Source organism: Schauerella aestuarii (genome assembly GCF_009866805.1).
Taxonomy (GTDB): domain Bacteria; phylum Pseudomonadota; class Gammaproteobacteria; order Burkholderiales; family Burkholderiaceae_B; genus Schauerella; species Schauerella aestuarii.
In genome coordinates, this window is sequence record NZ_SIZW01000041.1 from 257,996 (window position 1) to 275,680 (window position 17,685).

Annotated in this window: 20 protein-coding genes; 13 read left to right on the forward strand and 7 right to left on the reverse strand. The window is 62.5% G+C overall.

The window, feature by feature from the left end; all coding sequences use genetic code 11:
* Positions 1–31 precede the first annotated feature (31 nt).
* Positions 32–688 (forward strand): alpha/beta hydrolase, encoded by a 657-nt coding sequence (locus EYW45_RS12070; protein WP_161135660.1) that lies wholly within the window; start codon positions 32–34, stop codon positions 686–688.
* 62 nt (positions 689–750) lie between these two features.
* Here the strand turns inward: EYW45_RS12070 and EYW45_RS12075 are convergent, their stop codons facing one another.
* A complete protein-coding gene (locus EYW45_RS12075) occupies positions 751–2,913 on the reverse strand; it encodes a putative bifunctional diguanylate cyclase/phosphodiesterase (protein WP_161135661.1) in 2,163 nt (720 codons plus the stop codon).
* A gap of 333 nt (positions 2,914–3,246) precedes the next feature.
* Here EYW45_RS12075 and EYW45_RS12080 point away from each other — a divergent pair, with 333 nt between their 5' ends.
* From EYW45_RS12080 to lipA, 7 genes are all read left to right on the forward strand, one after another.
* Positions 3,247–4,542 (forward strand): D-alanyl-D-alanine carboxypeptidase family protein, encoded by a 1,296-nt coding sequence (locus EYW45_RS12080; protein WP_161135662.1) that lies wholly within the window; start codon positions 3,247–3,249, stop codon positions 4,540–4,542.
* Between the two features lie 96 nt (positions 4,543–4,638).
* Positions 4,639–5,505 (forward strand): D-amino acid aminotransferase, encoded by an 867-nt coding sequence (locus EYW45_RS12085; RefSeq protein WP_161135663.1) that lies wholly within the window; start codon positions 4,639–4,641, stop codon positions 5,503–5,505.
* Positions 5,506–5,525: 20 nt separating this feature from the next.
* Positions 5,526–5,801 carry a DUF493 family protein gene (locus EYW45_RS12090; RefSeq protein WP_161136219.1) on the forward strand — a complete coding sequence of 92 codons (276 nt, stop codon included), beginning with the start codon at positions 5,526–5,528 and terminating at the stop codon, positions 5,799–5,801.
* 1 nt (position 5,802) lies between these two features.
* On the forward strand, positions 5,803–6,429 hold the full coding sequence (lipB, locus tag EYW45_RS12095) for a lipoyl(octanoyl) transferase LipB (protein ID WP_161135664.1): 627 nt from the start codon (positions 5,803–5,805) through the stop codon (positions 6,427–6,429).
* Positions 6,430–6,499: 70 nt separating this feature from the next.
* Positions 6,500–6,787 (forward strand): type II toxin-antitoxin system RelE/ParE family toxin, encoded by a 288-nt coding sequence (locus EYW45_RS12100; RefSeq protein ID WP_161135665.1) that lies wholly within the window; start codon positions 6,500–6,502, stop codon positions 6,785–6,787.
* A gap of 12 nt (positions 6,788–6,799) precedes the next feature.
* The gene (locus tag EYW45_RS12105) at positions 6,800–7,093 is read left to right on the forward strand and encodes an addiction module antidote protein (protein WP_161135666.1); all 294 of its coding nucleotides are present in this window, start codon (positions 6,800–6,802) and stop codon (positions 7,091–7,093) included.
* Between the two features lie 221 nt (positions 7,094–7,314).
* Positions 7,315–8,274 (forward strand): lipoyl synthase, encoded by a 960-nt coding sequence (gene lipA, locus EYW45_RS12110; protein ID WP_407924923.1) that lies wholly within the window; start codon positions 7,315–7,317, stop codon positions 8,272–8,274.
* A 148-nt stretch (positions 8,275–8,422) separates the two neighbouring features.
* On the opposite strand, the gene EYW45_RS12115 is transcribed toward lipA, so the two are convergent.
* Positions 8,423–8,980: a cob(I)yrinic acid a,c-diamide adenosyltransferase gene (locus EYW45_RS12115; protein WP_161135668.1), complete on the reverse strand. Its 558-nt coding sequence runs from the start codon at positions 8,978–8,980 to the stop codon at positions 8,423–8,425.
* A 91-nt stretch (positions 8,981–9,071) separates the two neighbouring features.
* On the opposite strand from EYW45_RS12115, the gene EYW45_RS12120 reads away from it, so the two are divergent.
* Positions 9,072–9,371, forward strand: coding sequence for a copper-binding protein (locus tag EYW45_RS12120; protein WP_161135669.1), 300 nt, complete (start codon positions 9,072–9,074; stop codon positions 9,369–9,371).
* A gap of 218 nt (positions 9,372–9,589) precedes the next feature.
* Here the strand turns inward: EYW45_RS12120 and hslU are convergent, their stop codons facing one another.
* From hslU to EYW45_RS12145, 5 genes are all read right to left on the reverse strand, one after another.
* Positions 9,590–10,930, reverse strand: coding sequence for an ATP-dependent protease ATPase subunit HslU (hslU, locus tag EYW45_RS12125; RefSeq protein WP_161135670.1), 1,341 nt, complete (start codon positions 10,928–10,930; stop codon positions 9,590–9,592).
* Between the two features lie 22 nt (positions 10,931–10,952).
* Positions 10,953–11,492 (reverse strand): ATP-dependent protease subunit HslV, encoded by a 540-nt coding sequence (hslV, locus tag EYW45_RS12130; RefSeq protein ID WP_161135671.1) that lies wholly within the window; start codon positions 11,490–11,492, stop codon positions 10,953–10,955.
* Between the two features lie 115 nt (positions 11,493–11,607).
* Positions 11,608–12,069: an RNA polymerase-binding protein DksA gene (gene dksA / locus EYW45_RS12135; protein ID WP_161135672.1), complete on the reverse strand. Its 462-nt coding sequence runs from the start codon at positions 12,067–12,069 to the stop codon at positions 11,608–11,610.
* A 59-nt stretch (positions 12,070–12,128) separates the two neighbouring features.
* Positions 12,129–13,265 (reverse strand): CobW family GTP-binding protein, encoded by a 1,137-nt coding sequence (locus tag EYW45_RS12140; RefSeq protein WP_161135673.1) that lies wholly within the window; start codon positions 13,263–13,265, stop codon positions 12,129–12,131.
* Positions 13,266–13,482: 217 nt separating this feature from the next.
* Complete coding sequence (locus EYW45_RS12145) at positions 13,483–14,001, reverse strand: Fur family transcriptional regulator (RefSeq protein WP_161135674.1); 519 nt, start codon at positions 13,999–14,001, stop codon at positions 13,483–13,485.
* 293 nt (positions 14,002–14,294) lie between these two features.
* Here EYW45_RS12145 and EYW45_RS12150 point away from each other — a divergent pair, with 293 nt between their 5' ends.
* The 4 genes from EYW45_RS12150 to EYW45_RS12165 are packed head-to-tail and all read left to right on the forward strand — an operon-like array spanning position 14,295 to position 17,660.
* Positions 14,295–15,035 carry a metal ABC transporter ATP-binding protein gene (locus EYW45_RS12150; RefSeq protein ID WP_202444723.1) on the forward strand — a complete coding sequence of 247 codons (741 nt, stop codon included), beginning with the start codon at positions 14,295–14,297 and terminating at the stop codon, positions 15,033–15,035.
* A complete protein-coding gene (locus EYW45_RS12155; RefSeq protein ID WP_161135675.1) occupies positions 15,032–15,934 on the forward strand; it encodes a metal ABC transporter permease in 903 nt (300 codons plus the stop codon). The genes EYW45_RS12150 and EYW45_RS12155 overlap by 4 nt, the downstream gene beginning before the upstream one ends.
* Positions 15,931–16,962 carry a metal ABC transporter solute-binding protein, Zn/Mn family gene (locus EYW45_RS12160; protein WP_161135676.1) on the forward strand — a complete coding sequence of 344 codons (1,032 nt, stop codon included), beginning with the start codon at positions 15,931–15,933 and terminating at the stop codon, positions 16,960–16,962. The genes EYW45_RS12155 and EYW45_RS12160 overlap by 4 nt, the downstream gene beginning before the upstream one ends.
* Positions 16,923–17,660: a DUF1007 family protein gene (locus EYW45_RS12165; protein ID WP_161135677.1), complete on the forward strand. Its 738-nt coding sequence runs from the start codon at positions 16,923–16,925 to the stop codon at positions 17,658–17,660. The genes EYW45_RS12160 and EYW45_RS12165 overlap by 40 nt, the downstream gene beginning before the upstream one ends.
* Positions 17,661–17,685: the final 25 nt, after the last annotated feature.

Below are 17,685 nucleotides of genomic sequence, written 5' to 3' on the forward strand. Positions count from 1 at the left end.
AATGCAGTGAGCAGAAAGACAGGATTCAGACATGGCAGCACGTACCGACACCATCACATTTACCGGCGAGGCCGGCGCGATCGATTGCGCCATCGACTGGCCCGACGGTGCACCGCGCGGCTGGGCGCTGGTGCTGCACCCGCATCCCTTGCAGGGTGGGGCGCGTGAGAACAAGATCGTGACGACGATTGCGCGCGCTTGTGTGCAGCGTGGCCTGGTCGCGGTGCGCCCCAATTTTCGGGGGGTGGGCGCGTCCGAGGGCAGCTTCGATCGCGCGCAGGGTGAAACGGCCGATATGGTGGCGCTCGCGACGCAGTTTCGCGAACGTTATCCCGATCAGGCCGCGCAGCCGTGGCTGTTGGCCGGCTTTTCGTTCGGTACCGCCGTCGCCGCGCAAACGTATAGCGTTCTTGCGGAAGCGGGCGACGCCGTGTTGCCGAGCACCGTGCTCTTGACGGGCCCGGCCGTGGGGCGCTTCACCTTTCGCGAGGTAACGCTGCCCGACGACACGGTATTGGTGCATGGCGAAACGGATGAGGTCGTGCCGCTTGCCGAGGCGATGGATTGGGCGCGCTCGCGTGCGTTGCCGGTCGTGGTGGTGCCGGATGCCTCGCACTTTTTCCACGGCAAGTTGCTGACGATCAAGCAGCAGACGTTGGCCTGTCTGACGCGGGTATTGGCAAGCTGATGCCGATCGCGGCGGATGCGTCGGGAGGGGTGTGCCAGGTGCTGGCCTGCACCGCTTGAGTCTTACAGCGCTGGGGCAAGTTGCCCGGTTTCGAAGCCTTCTTCGCCGCCCGCCGGCGGTGGCGTGTCGCCGGGGGGCGCGGTGCGGCTGACGTAGCGATCGAGAAAATGCTCGAACGATTCCGCCGTCATGGGGCGCTCGAGCAGAAAGCCCTGCACCTGATCGCAGTCCAGCGTGCGCAGCACCTGCAACTGGCTTTCCGTTTCCACGCCTTCGGCCACGACTTGCATGCCGAGTGAATGCGCCAGCGCCACAATGGCCGAGACCACCGCCTTGCCTTGATCGCCCTGGGCGTCAAGCCCGTTGGTGAAAAAGCGGTCGATCTTCAACTGCTGCACGCGAAATTGCTGCAGATAGGCCAGACTGGAATACCCGGTACCAAAATCGTCGATCGCGATTTCGAAACCCTGCGCATGAAAGTCGGCAAAGATCCGCGCGGTCAGATCGGGATCGTTCATCGCCACCGTTTCCGTGATCTCGAACATGATGCGCTCTGGAGACACGCCATAGCTGTCGACGATGGTTCGCATCTGCTCGACCACGGTGGCATGACGCAACTGCACCGGCGACAAGTTGACGGCCACCTTCAGCGGCGCGCGGCCATGCGCATCCCAGGCGCACAGATAGCGGCACACTTCACGCAGCACCCAGTGGCCGATGTCGATGATCTGACCTGACTTTTCGGCGATCGGAATGAAGTCGTTGGGCTGCAAGTCTCCCAGCTTCGGATCGGTCCAGCGGATCAGCGCCTCGGCACCGGTCAGATGATTGGCCATGCCGGAAAACTTGGGCTGGAAGTGCAGGGTGAAGCGGTTCTGCGCCAACGCATCCTGCAGGGCCTGCTGGATGGCCAGAATCCGGACGGCATTCTCGCCCATCGTCGATTCGTAAAAGCGGTACGTGTTGCGCCCGTCTTGCTTGGCGGCATACATCGCAAGGTCCGCATGCGACAACAGGCTGTCGACGCTGTCGCCATCGCGCGGGTAGGTCGCAATGCCAATGCTCGGTGTCACCCGCAGTGCCGTGTCGCCCGCCAGCAGATCGCGCTGCATGGCTTGCTTGATGGCGCGCGCGTAGGGGCCCGCGTCCTCGGCCGCTTCGAGGCGATCGATCAACACCACGAATTCGTCGCCCCCGATGCGCGCGATCGTGCCGCGGTCACCCATCGTTTCGCGCAAGCGTTGCGCGAAGGCCTTCAGCATCCGATCGCCGGCGGCATGTCCCAGACTGTCGTTGATCGACTTGAAACCGTCCAGATCCATGAACAACACCGCCACATGGTGCGTCTGCCGTTTGGCCAGCGTGACCGCGTCCTCGATCGCTTTGACGAGTGTGGTTCGATTGGCGAGATCGGTCAGCGTATCGGTGGTGGCCATGCGCAGCAGCACCACGTTGAGCTTTTCAAGCGATCCGGTCAGGTTGCGCTTGGACGCCGAATAGCGCGATTCGAGGGTCGACAGAATCAGCGTGGCCAACATGATCGCCACCGTAAACACCGCGACGAGAAACGTCAGGGTCTGCGGCGCCATGCCATCGCTGTTTGCCGCCATGCAAATGCTGCCCAGCGGGAAGTGCGCGGCGGCCATCCCCGTGTAGTGCATGCCGGTGATCGCAAACGCCATTACCAGCGAGGCCGCGAGCCGTTTGGCCAGCAGGAATCGCTGATCTTCCTGACGCAGGGCGTGGGCGACCCAGAGCGCGGCCAGAGAGGCACCGATGGCGATCGCGATGGATCCGGCGAACAGCAGCGGATCGTAGGCAATGCCGGGTGCCATGCGCATGGCCGCCATGCCGAGATAATGCATGCCGGAAATGCCTGCCCCCATGACCAGGCCGCCGCCGATCAAACTGCGCCACGTCATGACGCGGCGCGTGGCCACATAAAGCGCCACGTATCCCGCGATGATGGCAATCACCAATGACCAAAGCGTGATGCTCAGGTCGTAGCCCAGTTCGATGGGGAGCTTGAAAGCGAGCATGCCCACGAAGTGCATCGACCAGACGCCGACGCCCAACACCACGGCACCGCCCGTGAGCCAGATGCGGCGTGCGAAGTGCGAACTCGCCAGATAGATTCGGCCGGCGAGACTGAGCGCGGTATACGACGCCATGCCGGCCACGGCCAGCGAAAGTAATACAGTCCAGAGGTTGTAACTGCCACTCATGAAGACGGATCCGCGAGGGGGCTGAACGGCGAGCGAGCGTGGGCGGGGTTGGGATTTCTGCCTGGCGGCGCGGACGGTGAAACGGTTAGGCGCGCAGTTTAAGATGATTCAATTGGAATGACGAAGTTTGTTACTTCTTTGTCGCGGAATTGCCGATTATTTCGTTTTTTCCGGTTCTTTGGCCCGCTTGTGGGTTGCATCACGTTGCAAGTTTGTGGCGATTTGGGAACTCATGTGGCTCGAATCTGTCCCAGCCGCTGCCTATAATCATGTTCGCGCCGCGTGCCCGTTGCCGGTCGCGTGCCAATTTTCTGCGACCTACCCCCCCGCTCGATGACCCAATCCTCCGCATTTCGCTCGTTCCCGCTGATCTCCCTTCGTCGTGCCGTTGCCACTGCCGTAGCTGTTTCGATGCTCGCATCGACGCCGCTCGCCCTGGCGCAGACGGCGGCTGCGCCCGCCGCTGCCGCTGCCGCGGCAAATCCCACGCCGCCGGCGGCGTCGGGTTCGCAGGTCGCCAAAACGGATGGGTCGGTGGTCTCGCAGGTGAGCGATCTCGGCACCATTCCCGTGCCTACCGTTGCGGCGCGCGCCTGGATCTCGATCGACGTCAACAGCGGGCAGGTATTGGCCTCGTCCAGTCCCGACACCAAGGTCGAGCCAGCATCGCTCACGAAGATCATGACGGCGTACGTCGTCTTTAATGCGCTGGATGAAAAACGCCTGACGCTGGATCAGCAAGTCACCATTTCCGAGAAAGCATGGCGCACGGGCGGCTCGCGCATGTTCATCGAGCCGCGCAAGCCGGTGACGGTGGATGAGCTCAATCAAGGCGTCATCGTGCAATCGGGCAATGACGCCTCGGTGGCCCTGGCTGAGGCGGTGGGCGGCAGCGAAGCCGCGTTCGCCACGCTGATGAACCAGGAAGCCCAGCGCCTGGGCATGAATCAAACGCATTTCATGAATGCGACCGGTCTGCCCGACCCGCAGCACATGACGTCGGTGCGCGATCTGGCAACGCTCGCGTCGCACCTGATCACCGATCATCCCCAGTACTTCCACTACTACAGCCAGAAAGAGTACACGTACAACAAGATCACGCAGCCCAACCGCAACCGGTTGCTGTGGGCCGATCCGTCGGTCGACGGCATGAAGACCGGTCATACCGATGCGGCCGGTTACTGCCTGGTCGCGACCGCCAAGCGCGGTGACCGTCGCGTGCTGACCGTGGTGGTGGGTGCCAACAGCGAAGCCAGCCGTGCCGAAGAAAGCCTCAAGCTCTTGAACTGGAGCTTCCAGAACTTCGACACCGTGAACCTGTTCGACAACACGCAGCCTTCCCTTGACGCCCGCGTGTGGGAAGGCAAGACCGAAGTCGTCAAACTCGGCCCCCCGCGCCCGATCTCGATCTCCGTGCCGCGCGGCCGGGGTGCCGAGGTCAAGCCCGTTGCCAATCGCAACGATCCGCTGATCGCGCCGCTCGAAAAAGGCCAGAACGTCGGCACGCTGCAGCTCACGCTCGACGGCAAAGTGCTGCGCACCGAGCCGCTGGTGGTGCTGGAGCCCGTCGAACGCGCCGGCTTCTTTGGCCGCATGGTCGATATGGCCAAGCGCTGGTGGGCCAAGTAATCCCATCTCACGCGGCCGACGCCTTTTGGCATTCGGCGCGATAATGGAGGGGCAGGCATCACGCCTGCCCCTTTTTTGCATCAGGAGTAGGTCGGCATGATCACGGGCGTACCGGACGAGAGTCAGGTCTATTTGAATGGCGCATTCATGCGCATTGGCGAAGCGCACGTTTCCGTGCTGGATCGTGGGTTTATTTTCGGCGACGGGATCTACGAAGTCGTGCCGGTTTACAACGGGCATGCCTTCCGCATGAAGGAACATCTCGATCGCCTGGATCGCAGCCTGAAGGCGCTGCGCATCGAGCCGCCGTTCGATCGTGCCGGATGGATCGACCTCATCGAGCAACTCGTGGCACGCGCCGCCCAGCCCACGTGTTTCGTGTATCTGCAGATCACCCGCGGCGTGGCCAAGCGCGATCACGCGTTTCCCACCACACCGGTGGTGCCCACGGTATTCGGCATGACCACCGCGTTCGTGCCGCCCGGCCCGGCTGTGCGTGAAAAGGGCATGGCCGCCATCGGTATCGCCGACGAGCGTTGGCTGCATTGCGAGATCAAATCGGTGTCGTTGCTGGGTAATGTGTTGGCCAAGCAGCAAGCGGTCGACGCCGGTGTCGATGAAGTGATCCAGTTTCGCGACGGCTTTCTCACTGAGGGCTCGTCGACCAATATCTGGGTGGTCAAGGATGGCACGCTATCCGGCCCGCCAAAAAATAATTTGATTCTGGAAGGCATCCGCTACGGGTTGGTCGCCGAACTGGCCGCCGAAGCCGGCATTCCTTTCGAGATGCGGCCCATCGGACAGGCAGAAGTTGCTGCGGCCGATGAGTTGCTGTTGACGTCGGCCACCAAAGAGGTGCTTCCGATCGTCACGTTCGACGGCCAGCCGGTCGGCACCGGTCGTCCCGGCGCGGTCTATGCCGCGTTGCGCGCGGCCTACGACGCCCGCATCGCCGCGCTTTGATTGGAGAGGTGACCATGAATATGCCCGAGATTCCCCCAGAACAATCGCTCATCGAATACCCCAGCGACTTCCCCATCAAAGTCATGGGCAAGCAGCATCCGGCGCTGGCGCAAACGCTCACAGAAGTCGTGGTCAAACATGACCCGCAATTCGACCCCAACACGGTCGAGATGCGGCCTAGCAAAGGCGGCAATTACATTGGGCTGACCTTCACCGTACGCGCGACGTCTCGTGAGCAACTCGATACGCTGTATCGCGAATTGCACGCGCATCCGATGGTCAAGATCATCCTCTAGCATGCACCGCTGGTTGGAACGGCCTGCCGACTATCTCACCGTTTGGCAGGCCATGCAGGCTTATACCGCCGCCCGCACGGCGGATACCCCGGATGCCATCTGGGTGTGCGAGCATGCGCCGGTGTATACGCTCGGGCAGGCGGGCCGGCCCGAGCATGTGCTCTGCGCGGGCGACATTCCCGTCGTGCACACCGATCGGGGCGGCCAGGTCACTTATCACGGCCCGGGCCAAGTGGTCGCGTACAGCCTGATCGACCTGCGTCGGGCGGGCATGTACGTCAAAGAATATGTGGCGTGGCTTGAAGAAGCCGCCATCCGCACGCTGGCTGAGTTGGGCGTGCCGGACGCCTGTAGGCAGCCGGGTCGGCCCGGCGTCTATCTGATCGACACACAAACCGGCCTGCCCGCCAAGATCGCAGCGCTGGGTGTGAAGATCCGCAATGGCTGCGCTTATCACGGTGTGGCGCTCAATGTGGATCTCGATCTCGCACCGTTTGCTGGCATCAATCCCTGCGGCTATGAGGGCCTGGTCACCACTGACGTCGCCCGGGCCGGCGGCCGTGCCGATCTGATCGAGGCTGGGGACCGGCTGGCGGCGCATATCGCTGTGCGGTTCGGGGCAGCCTAATCCTCTCGTTCGTTGAAAAATCAGACGGTTTGAACTGTAGAATTTGTAGTCAGTGGGCTACGGTTCTATAATGAATATCGTCGCCACTTCGCAATTCAATGCTTGGTTGAGCGGCCTCAAAGATCTGAATGGTCGCGCCCGTATCCAGGCACGTATTCAGCGCTTCGCCGCAGGCAATCCCGGCCATGGGCGGCGACTGTCAGCCACTGTGTCCGAGCTGAAGATCGACGTGGGGCCGGGATATCGGGTGTATTACGCTTTGCGTAGAAATGAGCTCGTCATCCTCTTGGCAGGTGGAGACAAGTCAACGCAAGTTCGGGACATCGCGTTGGCAACGGCGCTCGCTGCCAATTTATGAGACTGAACGACGATGGCAAAAACCGAAATCTCGCGTTATGACGTGGCTAAGCATCTGAGAACGCCACACGAAATGGCCTTGTATCTGGACGCAAGCATCGAAGAGAGTGGCGGCGATGCCGCCTTCATCGCCAAGGCGCTTGGTGACATTGCGCGCGCACAGGGCATGACAAGCGTAGCGAAAAAGGCGGGCGTCTCTCGAGAAAGCTTATACAAGGCGCTTTCCGGCAACCGAAGCCCGGATTTTGCGACCATTCTCAAGGTGGCTCGTGCGCTCGGCCTGAAGTTGCACGCGGTTGCCGTTTGAATGAGCCCGGGCACCGGCACAGATAAAGAATGACCGGCTGGCGGCGCACATCGCGGCGCGGTTCGGGGCTGGGGGCTCAGCGCGGTACACTAGATTTTTGCGCCGGATCGCGTCCACAGGGGCCGACATGTGCGGCGCCGAACGCTTCAAGGGTTTCTATGTCCACGCCTAACGAACCGAGCCTGCAGCCCGCTGCTGCGAGCACCGCGCCGCCCTCCGATATGCAAGCCACGCCCGTGTCTTATGACGCGACGCAAAAGCAGAAGTCGCAAGCCAAGACGTCGCGCATTCCCATCAAGATCGTGCCCGCCGAGCGTCTGCGAAAGCCCGAGTGGATCCGCGTGCGCGCCGCGACCCCGGGCTCGCGCTTCTACGACATCAAACGCATCTTGCGGGAGCACAATCTGCACACGGTGTGCGAAGAGGCGTCCTGTCCCAACATCGGCGAGTGCTTCGGCAAGGGCACGGCCACGTTCATGATCATGGGCGACAAGTGCACCCGCCGTTGCCCGTTCTGCGATGTGGGTCACGGCCGGCCGGATCCGCTGGATACCAACGAGCCCGAGAATCTCGCGCGTACGATCGCAGCGCTCAAGCTGTCGTACGTGGTGATCACGTCGGTGGACCGCGACGACCTGCGCGATGGCGGGGCGGCGCACTTCGTCGAGTGCATTCAGCGCGTGCGCGCGCTGTCGCCCACGACACGTATCGAAGTGCTGGTGCCGGACTTCCGCGGCCGCCTCGATCGCGCGCTGGACATCCTCAACGGTGGCCCGCCCGATGTGATGAACCACAATCTCGAAACCGCGCCCCGCCTGTACAAGCAGGCGCGTCCGGGGTCGGACTATATGCACTCGCTCAAGCTGCTGGCCGAGTTCAAGAAGCTGCACCCGGATGTGCCGACCAAATCGGGCATCATGGTGGGTCTGGGCGAAACCGACGAAGAAGTGCTGCAGGTGATGCGCGACATGCGCGACCACAACGTGGATATGCTCACGATCGGTCAGTATCTGCAGCCGTCGGAGCACCATCTGCCCGTGTTGCGCTATGTGCATCCCGACACCTTCGCGATGTACGAGCGCGAGGCCTACGACATGGGCTTCTCGCACGCGGCAGTGGGCGCCATGGTGCGCTCGTCTTATCACGCTGACGAACAGGCACACGCCGCCGGCGTCAACTGAAGCCTTGGGGTGCCGGCAGCGGCATCTCCTCCCTGCGGATCTGAGGGTGCTTCAGTTGCCCGGCGCTTCAATCGTGGGAATGCGCTAGAGATAGCGGCCGCGACCCCTGGTGTCCGTCAGGCCGCAAACGCGCCGTGCACTGGCGCAGTTATCCGTTTCTGAGTCGTTCGCTGCGCCAATACACATCCGATCGACCGGCATGTGCATTGAGCGCGCGCGCCAGCACGAAAAGCAAATCGCTGAGCCGATTCAGATACTGACGCACCGGGGCGTTGATCGTCGTGTCGCGGCCCAGCGCAATCACACTGCGTTCGGCGCGCCGGCATACGGTGCGCGAGATGTGCGCGAGCGCGGCCGCGCGCGTGCCGCCAGGCAGGATGAACTCCTTGAGCGGCGCGAGTTCGGCGTTGTAATGCGCCAGTCGCGTGTCCAGAAACGCGACTTGTGCGTCGCGCAACGCCACGTGCCCGGGGATACACAGCTCGGCGCCCATATCGAACAGATCGTGCTGGACGGTCAGAATGTCGGCTGCGATGCCTTCAGGTAGTCCTTCAGCCGCCAGAACGCCCAGCGTGCTGTTGAGTTCGTCCACGTCGCCCATCGCGGCGATGCGCGGTTCGTCCTTGCCCAGGCGCGCGCCGTCGCCCCGACCGGTGGTGCCGTCGTCACCCGTGCGGGTGGCGATAACGGATAAGCGGTTTCCCATGTCGATGATGCCTTGCAATATGATGGGGTATCCTACACCGAAGGCTTGGGTCCAGCTGTGAGCGACCCTGCCGTTCCATAGGAGAACGACTATGGCATTTTTAAGACGAAAACTGTTGTGTGCAATTGCCGGTGCCGTGGTGGCCACGGCCGCGACCTCTGCCGTGATGGCGCAAACCGCCAACTCCTCCGGCGAAGTGCGTCGGGTGGACGCTGCAACCGGCAAGATCGCGATCAAGCATGGCGCGATTTCGGCGCTCGATTTGCCGGCCATGACGCTGGTGTATCAGGCTGCCCCCAATCTGCTTGAAGGCGTGAAAGCGGGCGATAAGGTCTCGTTTACCGCCAAGCGGGAAAACGACAGCTATGTGGTGACGGAGCTGAAGAAGTAGGCGAAGTTGCCTAGGTCCGCACCAGAAAGCCGCCCGAGGGCGGCTTTTGCACGTCTGGGAGGTTCCAGGGGGCCGCACCGTACCCGAATAACGCTCAGGCCATGAGTGTCGTTCTGGCCGTCTCTACGTGGCTAACGTGCGGCGTATTCATACCGGGTAAACAGCGACGCAAAAAAACCGCCCCGAGGGGCGGCTTTGGCTGTCGAGCGGCGCACGTCTTAAAGCACGTAGCGCGCCAGATCCTGGCTGCCCGCGGCTTCCTCGAGCTTGTCGTTCACGTAGGCGGCATCGATTTTCACGAATTCGCCCGAGCTGGCGGTCGCGTCGAAGGACAAGTCCTCCAGCAGCTTTTCCATTACGGTGTAGAGACGGCGCGCGCCGATATTCTCGGTTTTCTCGTTGACCGAGAATGCCAACTCGGCCAACCGCGCCACGCCTTCGTCGGTGAAGTCGAGCTTCACCGATTCGGTTTCCATCAAGGCGGTGTACTGCTTGGTCAACGACGCGTCGGTGTTGGACAGAATGCGCACGAAGTCCTCGGCCGACAACGAATCGAGCTCGACGCGGATCGGGAAACGGCCCTGCAACTCCGGGATCAGGTCCGACGGACGCGCCAGATGGAAGGCGCCCGATGCGATGAAGAGGATGTGGTCCGTGCGCACCATGCCATAGCGCGTGGTGACGGTGGTGCCTTCCACGAGGGGCAGCAGATCCCGCTGCACGCCCTGGCGCGACACTTCGCCGCCACTGGCGCCGCCTTCCTGGCGGGCGGCAATCTTGTCGATTTCGTCCAGAAACACGATACCGTTCTGCTCGACGTTGGCGATGGCGGCCGTCTTGAGGTCGTCTTCATTGACGCGCTTGGCCGCCTCTTCGTCGATCAGAAGCTTAAAAGCTTCCTTGACCTTCATCTTGCGTGGCTTTTTCTTGTCCTTCGCCAACCCGGCAAACATCCCGCGCAACTGCTCGGTCATCTCTTCCATGCCCGGTGGCCCCATGATGTCCATCTGCTGGGGCGACTGCGCAATCTCGATCTCGATGTCGAGGTCGTCGATCGTGCCTTCACGCAAACGCTTGCGGAAGGTCTGGCGCGCGGTGCTGTCTTCACCGCGTTCCGGCTCGCCACTGCTGTTGCGCGAGGGCGGCACGAGCACATCGAGGATGCGATCTTCGGCGGCGTCTTCGGCATGCGAACGGACGCGGCGCATTTCGATTTCGCGCGTTTGCTTGATGGCGTATTCGGTCAGGTCGCGGATGATGGTGTCGACATCGCGGCCCACGTAACCGACTTCAGTGAACTTGGTGGCTTCGATCTTGATGAACGGCGCGTTGACCAACTTGGCCAGACGGCGAGCGATCTCGGTCTTGCCCACGCCCGTGGGGCCGATCATCAGAATGTTCTTGGGATGAATTTCGTGGCGCAGCGGTTCGGCCACTTGCTGACGGCGCCAGCGGTTGCGCAAGGCAACGGCGACGGCGCGCTTGGCCTTGTTCTGGCCTACGATGTATTTGTCGAGTTCGGAGACGATCTCTCCGGGCGTCATGTTGGATGCGGACATGTCGGTTGAGCCTTTGTTCAGATCAGGAGCCGAGCGTTTCGATCACGTGATTCTGGTTGGTGTAGATGCACAGATCGCCGGCGATTTCGAGGGCTTTCTTGACGACCGCTTCAGGCGGCAGGTCGGTGTTCTGCAAGAGCGCGAGGGCTGCGGCTTGCGCGTAGCTACCTCCCGAACCGATGGCGGCCAGGCCGTTTTCGGGTTCGAGCACGTCGCCGTTGCCAGTGAGCACCAACGTGTGTTCGGTGTCGGCCACGATGAGCATCGCTTCGAGGCGGCGCAGCACGCGATCGGTGCGCCAGTCGCGCGTGAGTTCGACCGCCGCGCGCATCAGATTGCCCTGGTGCTTTTCAAGCTTCGCTTCGAAGCGTTCCTGCAGCGTGAAGGCATCGGCGGTGGCACCGGCGAAGCCTGCGAGAATCTTGTCGTGATACAGGCGGCGGATCTTGCGCGCCGTGCCTTTGATGACGATATTGCCAAGCGTGACTTGGCCATCCCCGCCCAGGGCGACATGGTTGCCGCGGCGGGCGCAAATGATGGTCGTGGCGTGAAATTGTTCCATGCTTGTCTTCCCTGTGAAGGGGGTACATGGGGACAAACCCGATAAAAAAAAGGGGCTGCGTCTCTTGCGAGACACAACCCTTCTTCAGTCGACACCAGGCGTCGTACGGCGGGAATCAGTCGCCGTAAAGTTTCTGACGTTTTTCGCGGCGTTCTTGCGCCTCGAGCGACAAGGTGGCAGTCGGACGGGCAAGCAGGCGCGGAACGCCGATCGGCTCCCCCGTCTCTTCACACCAGCCGTACTCGCCGCTATCGATGCGCGCAATCGATTGCTGCACTTTCTTGAGCAGCTTGCGTTCGCGGTCGCGCGTGCGCAACTCGAGCGCATGCTCTTCTTCGATCGTGGCGCGGTCGGCGGGATCGGGCACAAACTGCGTTTCGCGCAGGTGCTCGGTCGTTTGGCCGGCGTTGCTCAAGATGCCTTGTTCAAGCTTGCGCAGACGATCCTGGAAGAATGCCAGCTGGCGGTCGTTCATATAGTCGGACTCGGGCATGGCCAGCAATTCTTGTTCGCTGGGCAGATCAATCGGCGCATCGCCCGATTTACTTGATTTTTTGGTTGCTGCCTTGGTAGCCATGAAAACACTCCGTTGTGATTCGATTCCGTGCGGCGCGCACGACTGCAACTGCTACTGATTTACGCCGCCAGACACTGCTCCAATCCCCGGGTAAAGATATCCTGGGGCAACTTGCGGCCAATAAAGACCATTTTGGTCGATTTCTTTTCCTTGGCTCCCCAGGGTTTGCCGGGTTCCGCGCCCATCATCATGTGAACACCCTGAAACAGCATGCGCCGATTCAGGCCCTTCATGTACAGAATGCCTTTGTAACGCAGCAGGTCGGGGCCATAAACCTGCACCACGCCGCCGAGAAACTCTTCCAGGCGGACGGGATCGAACGGCTTGTCGGCGCGGAAGACGAAGGCGCCTATTTCATCGTCGTGGACGTGATGATGGTGATGGCCGTGGTTGTGCGCGGGATTCGTACACGTGGCCGGATCGTGGTCATGATCGTCGTGATCGTGATCGTGGCCATGGTCGTGCCCATGATCGTGGTCATGACCATGATCGTGATCGTGCGCGGCATCCGGGTGATCGGCGGCCAGGAAATCGGGGTCGATGTCGAGAATGGAATTGAGGTTGAAGCCGCTGATGTCGATGATCGACTTCAGGTCCACTTCGCCGAAATTGACCGGGGTGATCGGTGCGCGCGGATTGATGCGCGCCACGCGATGACGCAGGGCCTGGTAGTCGGCCTCGTTGACCAGATCCTTCTTCGAGATCAGGATGCGGTCGGCAAAGCCGACCTGCTTCTGGGCTTCGGGCTGCTCGTCCAGCGTGCTCATGCCATGCAGGGCGTCCACCACGGTCACGACAGCATCGAGCCGATAATATTCGGCGATTTCGTCGTCCATGAAGAACGTCTGGCACACCGGACCGGGGTTGGCCATGCCGGTGGTCTCGAGAATGACGCGTTCGAAGGTGAGCGTGCCGGCCTCGCGCTTGATGCGCAGGTCGGTCAGGGTATTCATCAGGTCGCCGCGCACGGTGCAGCACACGCAGCCGTTGCTGAGTTCGATGATCTGCTCGTCGCTGTCCTGGATGAGCAATTCGTTATCGATGCTCTCGGGTCCGAACTCGTTTTCGATGACGGCGACGCGGCGGCCGTGAAATTCGGTCAGGATGCGCTTGAGCAGCGTCGTCTTGCCCGCACCGAGGAAACCGGTGAGGATCGTAACGGGGACCATTTTGTCCAAGCTGCGTGGGGTAGTCATGACAAACCAGAAGTTCAAAGTTCGCAGCAAACAGATGTGTGCGCGATGAGGCGAAAAGGGGCCGGCCATGCGACCGGACGCCGGATTACAGCACAGTCGAGTCCAGGGGGCAAACCCCAAAGCGTCTGCCGGACATGCCTGGTAAGAACATTTACGAAGCCGTCAAAACGGAGCGCGTTCGGGTCATACCCGCTCACCCGTTTGATTACCATCGAAATCAATGTTTGTGACTATGGCCGTGCGCATGGCTGTGACTGCCGTCGTGATCCGTCACTTTTTGGCAGGCCGGACACAAGGCACGGATTTCGGTTTCGTGAGAAGTGAGGGCATATCCCGTTTTTGCAACCCGGTCGGCCAGTTGTTGGCTCATGGCGGGATCGCTGATCTCGGCCACGTTGCCGCATCGGGTACAGACCACCAGCAGATCGTGAGGTTCCCCGCCGGCGTCGTGGCAGGCGCTCCAGGCATTGACGGCGTCCAGGCGATGGATCAGCCCTTCTTCCAGCAGAAAATCCAGCGCCCGGTAAACGGTCGGAGGCGCCGCGCCCGGATGAACAGCCCGCATTTCTTCGAGCAGTTCGTACGCTTTCAGACTGCGGTCATGCTTGAGCAGCAGCTCAAGCACCTTGCGCCGGATGGGCGTTAACCGCTTGCCGCGTTCCGCACACAAGGCTTCGGCCACATCGAGACGATCGGTGACGGGCTTGGAACGGGCGGAGCGGGCGGGTGCGGTCATGACGCGAAAACACTGTTCTTGAGCAAAAGCGGGCGCATGCGCCCACGACCCCCGCACGGTATCAGAAAACAGGTCGGAAAGCCCATTGGTCAGATGGTATGATATAACATCCTTTAGTTAGACAGCGCGTCCTTCTGCATGGCATCCCCTCGTTTTACCGGCACCTCGCTGCCCCCCACCCGCCGGTCCTCTCTATTACTGGCGTCGGCTGGCGCGCGCGTCGGCGGCGCAGTGATAGTGGCGGCAGCCTTATGGGCGTTGACCGGCTGGGCGCTGGGATGGTGGACGGCATGATGGCGGGCGTGCTGCCGGCGCGCGGTGGGCCGCGCGCCTCGATCGAGCTGGAGGCCGCGTCATTCGGTTGGCGCGGGCGCGCGGCGGTACGCAACGTCACCGGGCGATTCTCGCCCGGCGCGATGACGGCCATCGTCGGACCCAACGGTGCCGGAAAGTCCACGTTGATGAAGGGCATGATGGGGCTACTGCGGCCCGGGTCCGGCCGGGTGCATGTGCGCGACGCCGATCGCGGAGCGCTGGCGTGGCTGCCGCAGGCCGGCGATCTCGATCGCAGTTTTCCGATGTCGGTCTATGACCTGGTGGCCATGGGCGCGTGGCGCCGCACCGGTCCCTGGTCGCGACTGTCGGCCGCCGAGCATGCGCGCACCGAGCGGGTGCTCGCCGTGGTGCGCATGAGCGATGCCGCCGATCGCGCAGTTGGGACGTTGTCGGGCGGTCAACTGCAGCGGGTGCTGTTTGCGCGCATGTTGATGCAGGACGCCGATATGGTGTTGCTGGACGAGCCGTTCGCGGCGGTCGACCGGCACACGACCGAAGAACTGATGGCGTTGCTGTGCGACGGGCACACGCAGGGGCAGGGCGTGATTGCGGTGCTGCACGATCTGGAACTGGTGCGCGAATATTTCCCGCGGACGTTGCTTCTGGCGGGCGACGTGATCGCGTGGGGACCGACGGCAGAGGTGCTGACGCCCGAGAACTTGCGCCGCGCGCGCGACCGTCATGAGGCAGCGCGATGACGCTATATGACTTGGTGGCCGCGCCGTTCATCGATTTCGGCTTCATGCGCCGCGCCTTGGCTGGCGCGACTGCGCTGGCGTTCGGCGCCGCGCCCCTTGGCGTGTTTCTCGTATTGCGGCGCATGAGTTTGATGGGCGATGCGATGGCGCATGCCATTTTGCCGGGCGTGGCTGCCGGATTCTTGCTGTCCGGGCTCTCGCTCACGGCGATGATGATCGGCGGCGCCTTGACGGGCCTGGCCGTGTCGTTGCTTGCTGGCGCAGTGGCGCGTCTGACGCCTTTACGTGAGGACGCGAGCTTTGCAGCGTTCTATTTGATCTCGCTGGGCCTGGGCGTGCTGCTGGTATCGGTGCGCGGCTCGAACATGGATCTGCTGCATGTGCTGTTCGGCACGGTGCTCGGGCTGGGCGACGATGCCTTGATGTTGGTCACCGTGTGCGCATCGCTGACATTGATCGTTCTGGCGATCGTTTATCGCCTGCTGGTGGCGGAGTGCCTGGATCCGGGTTTTTTGCGTGCGAGCGGCGGCGGCGGATCCTTCGTGCACATGGTCTTCCTGACCTTGGTGGTGATGAATCTGGTCGCCGGCTTTCAGGTGCTCGGCACCCTGATGGTGGTGGGCATGATGATGTTGCCGGCCGCCGCCGCGCGTTTCTGGGCCCGCTCCGCGGGTGGCCAGATCGCGCTGGCGTGCGCCGTGGGCGCGTGCTCGGCCGTGGTGGGCCTGCTCATTTCTTATCACCTGAACGTGACCGCATCGCCCGCCATCATCCTGAGCGCCGGCGCGGCCTATCTGATTTCAGTCGTTGGCGGGCCGTATGGCGGTCTCGTCTATCTGGCGCGCCGCGCCAAACCGCCAGCCGGCTCGGCCTGGCCCCCTAACGGAGAATACAAATGAACTCGACGCGCTCGGCACGCCGCCGCACTCTGGGTTTGCTATCGGCCGCACTCATGGCGCTGAACATCGGTGCGGTTCACGCGGCCGACGCTCCGATGTCCGTGGTGGCCAGCTTTTCCATTCTGGCCGACATCGCCCGCGAAGTCGGGGGCCCCGATGTCAAGGTCGACACGCTGGTGGGACCCGATGGCGATGCCCACAGCTACGAGCCCACGCCGCAGGACGCCAAACGTTTGAGTACCGCGCGCGTGTTGGTGGTGAACGGCCTGGACTTCGAGGCATGGTTGCCGCGGTTGACGCAATCGTCGGGCTTCAAGGGGCAGACGATCGTGGCCAGTACGGGTGTGACGCCACGCCCGTTTGCAAGCGGCCATGATCATGACCATGAGCATGATCAAGGTAAGGATGGCGGTCACGATCATGATCACGACAAGGCAGGCGCCGATGCCCACGGGCATAAACACGCCGCCGGTCACGCGCACGGCGCGCACGATCACGGCAGCAACGATCCGCACGCGTGGCAGGATCTGCGCAACGGCGTGCGTTACGCGCAGAACATCGCCGAAGGTTTCGCTGCCGCCGATCCGGCGCGTGCCGCTGGCTATCGGGCTCGCGCGGCCGCTTATGTGGATCGGCTGCAAGCCTTGAATGCCCGCATCACGTCACAGTTTGCGGCCATTCCCGCGGCACAGCGCAAGGTGGTCACCTCGCACGATGCCTTCGGATACTTCGGCCAGGCCTATGGCATCGTGTTCATCTCTCCGGTGGGCATGTCGACCGACGCGGAACCTTCTGCGGCCGATATGGCGCGGCTGATCGCCCAGGTGAAGCGCGATAAGATTCGAGCTGTTTTTGTTGAAAACATCAGCAGCCCGCGTCTGGTCGAGCAGATCGCCCGCGAAACCGGGGCGCGCACCGGCGGCACGCTTTACTCCGATGCGCTGTCCAAGCCAGGGCAGCCGGCTGCGACTTACCTCGGAATGTTCGAATGGAACGCCAAACAACTCGTCAACGCCTTGCAGCCCTGATCCACCGGGCGGCGCGGTTGCCCGTTACGCGGCGCCTCGCCGGGTTGGCGCTCGCGCAGGCGGTGTGCTGGCCGGTTGCGACACTCGCCCATCCGCATATGTGGATCGACGCACGTGCCGTGTTCGATGTGGATGCGGCGGGCAATCTGACGGCGATCGAGCAGCGGTGGATGTTTGATGAGATGTTTTCGACCTACGCCATGCAAGGCGTGAAAAAGCAAAAGGGCGGCGCGTATCCGCCCGATAAATTACGGGCCATGGCCGATGACTGGATGCAGGCCTTGGGGGATCCGATCTCGCACTACTTCACACGCGTGACGGTCGATGGCGAATCGCTTCAATACGCGCCGCCGCGCGACCCGGCAGTGCAATGGGATGCCAAGCTGCAGCGTTTGGTGTTGCGCTTTACGTTGCCATTGGCCAAGCCGGTCGCGCTGGCCGGCAAGCGAGCCGATATCGACATCTACGACCCCACGTATTTCGTGGCCTATGCGTTCGATGCGCCGGGCGCGATCGCGCTGGCGTCCGGAGCACCGTCGACGTGCAAGCCGACCTACCGGCCGCCTCGCCAATTGGACTACGCCACCATGCAACAACTCGCCGCCATTCCGCCCGATCCCGACAGCTTGCCCGACGAGTTGCTGGCGATCACCAAGGGACTCACGCATCGTGTCGAGGTGGCATGCGCGGCATCGTGATGCAGAGGCAGCGCCTGCGGGATCG

What these genes read in the sequence shown, in the direction of transcription:
- EYW45_RS12070 (WP_161135660.1), top strand. Translation starts at nt 32, where the DNA reads ATGGCAGCACGTACCGACACCATCACATTTACCGGCGAGGCCGGCGCG.
- EYW45_RS12075 (WP_161135661.1), bottom strand. Translation starts at nt 2,913, where the DNA reads ATGAGTGGCAGTTACAACCTCTGGACTGTATTACTTTCGCTGGCCGTG.
- EYW45_RS12080 (WP_161135662.1), top strand. Translation starts at nt 3,247, where the DNA reads ATGACCCAATCCTCCGCATTTCGCTCGTTCCCGCTGATCTCCCTTCGT.
- EYW45_RS12085 (WP_161135663.1), top strand. Translation starts at nt 4,639, where the DNA reads ATGATCACGGGCGTACCGGACGAGAGTCAGGTCTATTTGAATGGCGCA.
- EYW45_RS12090 (WP_161136219.1), top strand. Translation starts at nt 5,526, where the DNA reads ATGCCCGAGATTCCCCCAGAACAATCGCTCATCGAATACCCCAGCGAC.
- lipB (WP_161135664.1), top strand. Translation starts at nt 5,803, where the DNA reads ATGCACCGCTGGTTGGAACGGCCTGCCGACTATCTCACCGTTTGGCAG.
- EYW45_RS12100 (WP_161135665.1), top strand. Translation starts at nt 6,500, where the DNA reads ATGAATATCGTCGCCACTTCGCAATTCAATGCTTGGTTGAGCGGCCTC.
- EYW45_RS12105 (WP_161135666.1), top strand. Translation starts at nt 6,800, where the DNA reads ATGGCAAAAACCGAAATCTCGCGTTATGACGTGGCTAAGCATCTGAGA.
- lipA (WP_407924923.1), top strand. Translation starts at nt 7,315, where the DNA reads ATGCAAGCCACGCCCGTGTCTTATGACGCGACGCAAAAGCAGAAGTCG.
- EYW45_RS12115 (WP_161135668.1), bottom strand. Translation starts at nt 8,980, where the DNA reads ATGGGAAACCGCTTATCCGTTATCGCCACCCGCACGGGTGACGACGGC.
- EYW45_RS12120 (WP_161135669.1), top strand. Translation starts at nt 9,072, where the DNA reads ATGGCATTTTTAAGACGAAAACTGTTGTGTGCAATTGCCGGTGCCGTG.
- hslU (WP_161135670.1), bottom strand. Translation starts at nt 10,930, where the DNA reads ATGTCCGCATCCAACATGACGCCCGGAGAGATCGTCTCCGAACTCGAC.
- hslV (WP_161135671.1), bottom strand. Translation starts at nt 11,492, where the DNA reads ATGGAACAATTTCACGCCACGACCATCATTTGCGCCCGCCGCGGCAAC.
- dksA (WP_161135672.1), bottom strand. Translation starts at nt 12,069, where the DNA reads ATGGCTACCAAGGCAGCAACCAAAAAATCAAGTAAATCGGGCGATGCG.
- EYW45_RS12140 (WP_161135673.1), bottom strand. Translation starts at nt 13,265, where the DNA reads ATGACTACCCCACGCAGCTTGGACAAAATGGTCCCCGTTACGATCCTC.
- EYW45_RS12145 (WP_161135674.1), bottom strand. Translation starts at nt 14,001, where the DNA reads ATGACCGCACCCGCCCGCTCCGCCCGTTCCAAGCCCGTCACCGATCGT.
- EYW45_RS12150 (WP_202444723.1), top strand. Translation starts at nt 14,295, where the DNA reads ATGGCGGGCGTGCTGCCGGCGCGCGGTGGGCCGCGCGCCTCGATCGAG.
- EYW45_RS12155 (WP_161135675.1), top strand. Translation starts at nt 15,032, where the DNA reads ATGACGCTATATGACTTGGTGGCCGCGCCGTTCATCGATTTCGGCTTC.
- EYW45_RS12160 (WP_161135676.1), top strand. Translation starts at nt 15,931, where the DNA reads ATGAACTCGACGCGCTCGGCACGCCGCCGCACTCTGGGTTTGCTATCG.
- EYW45_RS12165 (WP_161135677.1), top strand. Translation starts at nt 16,923, where the DNA reads ATGGAACGCCAAACAACTCGTCAACGCCTTGCAGCCCTGATCCACCGG.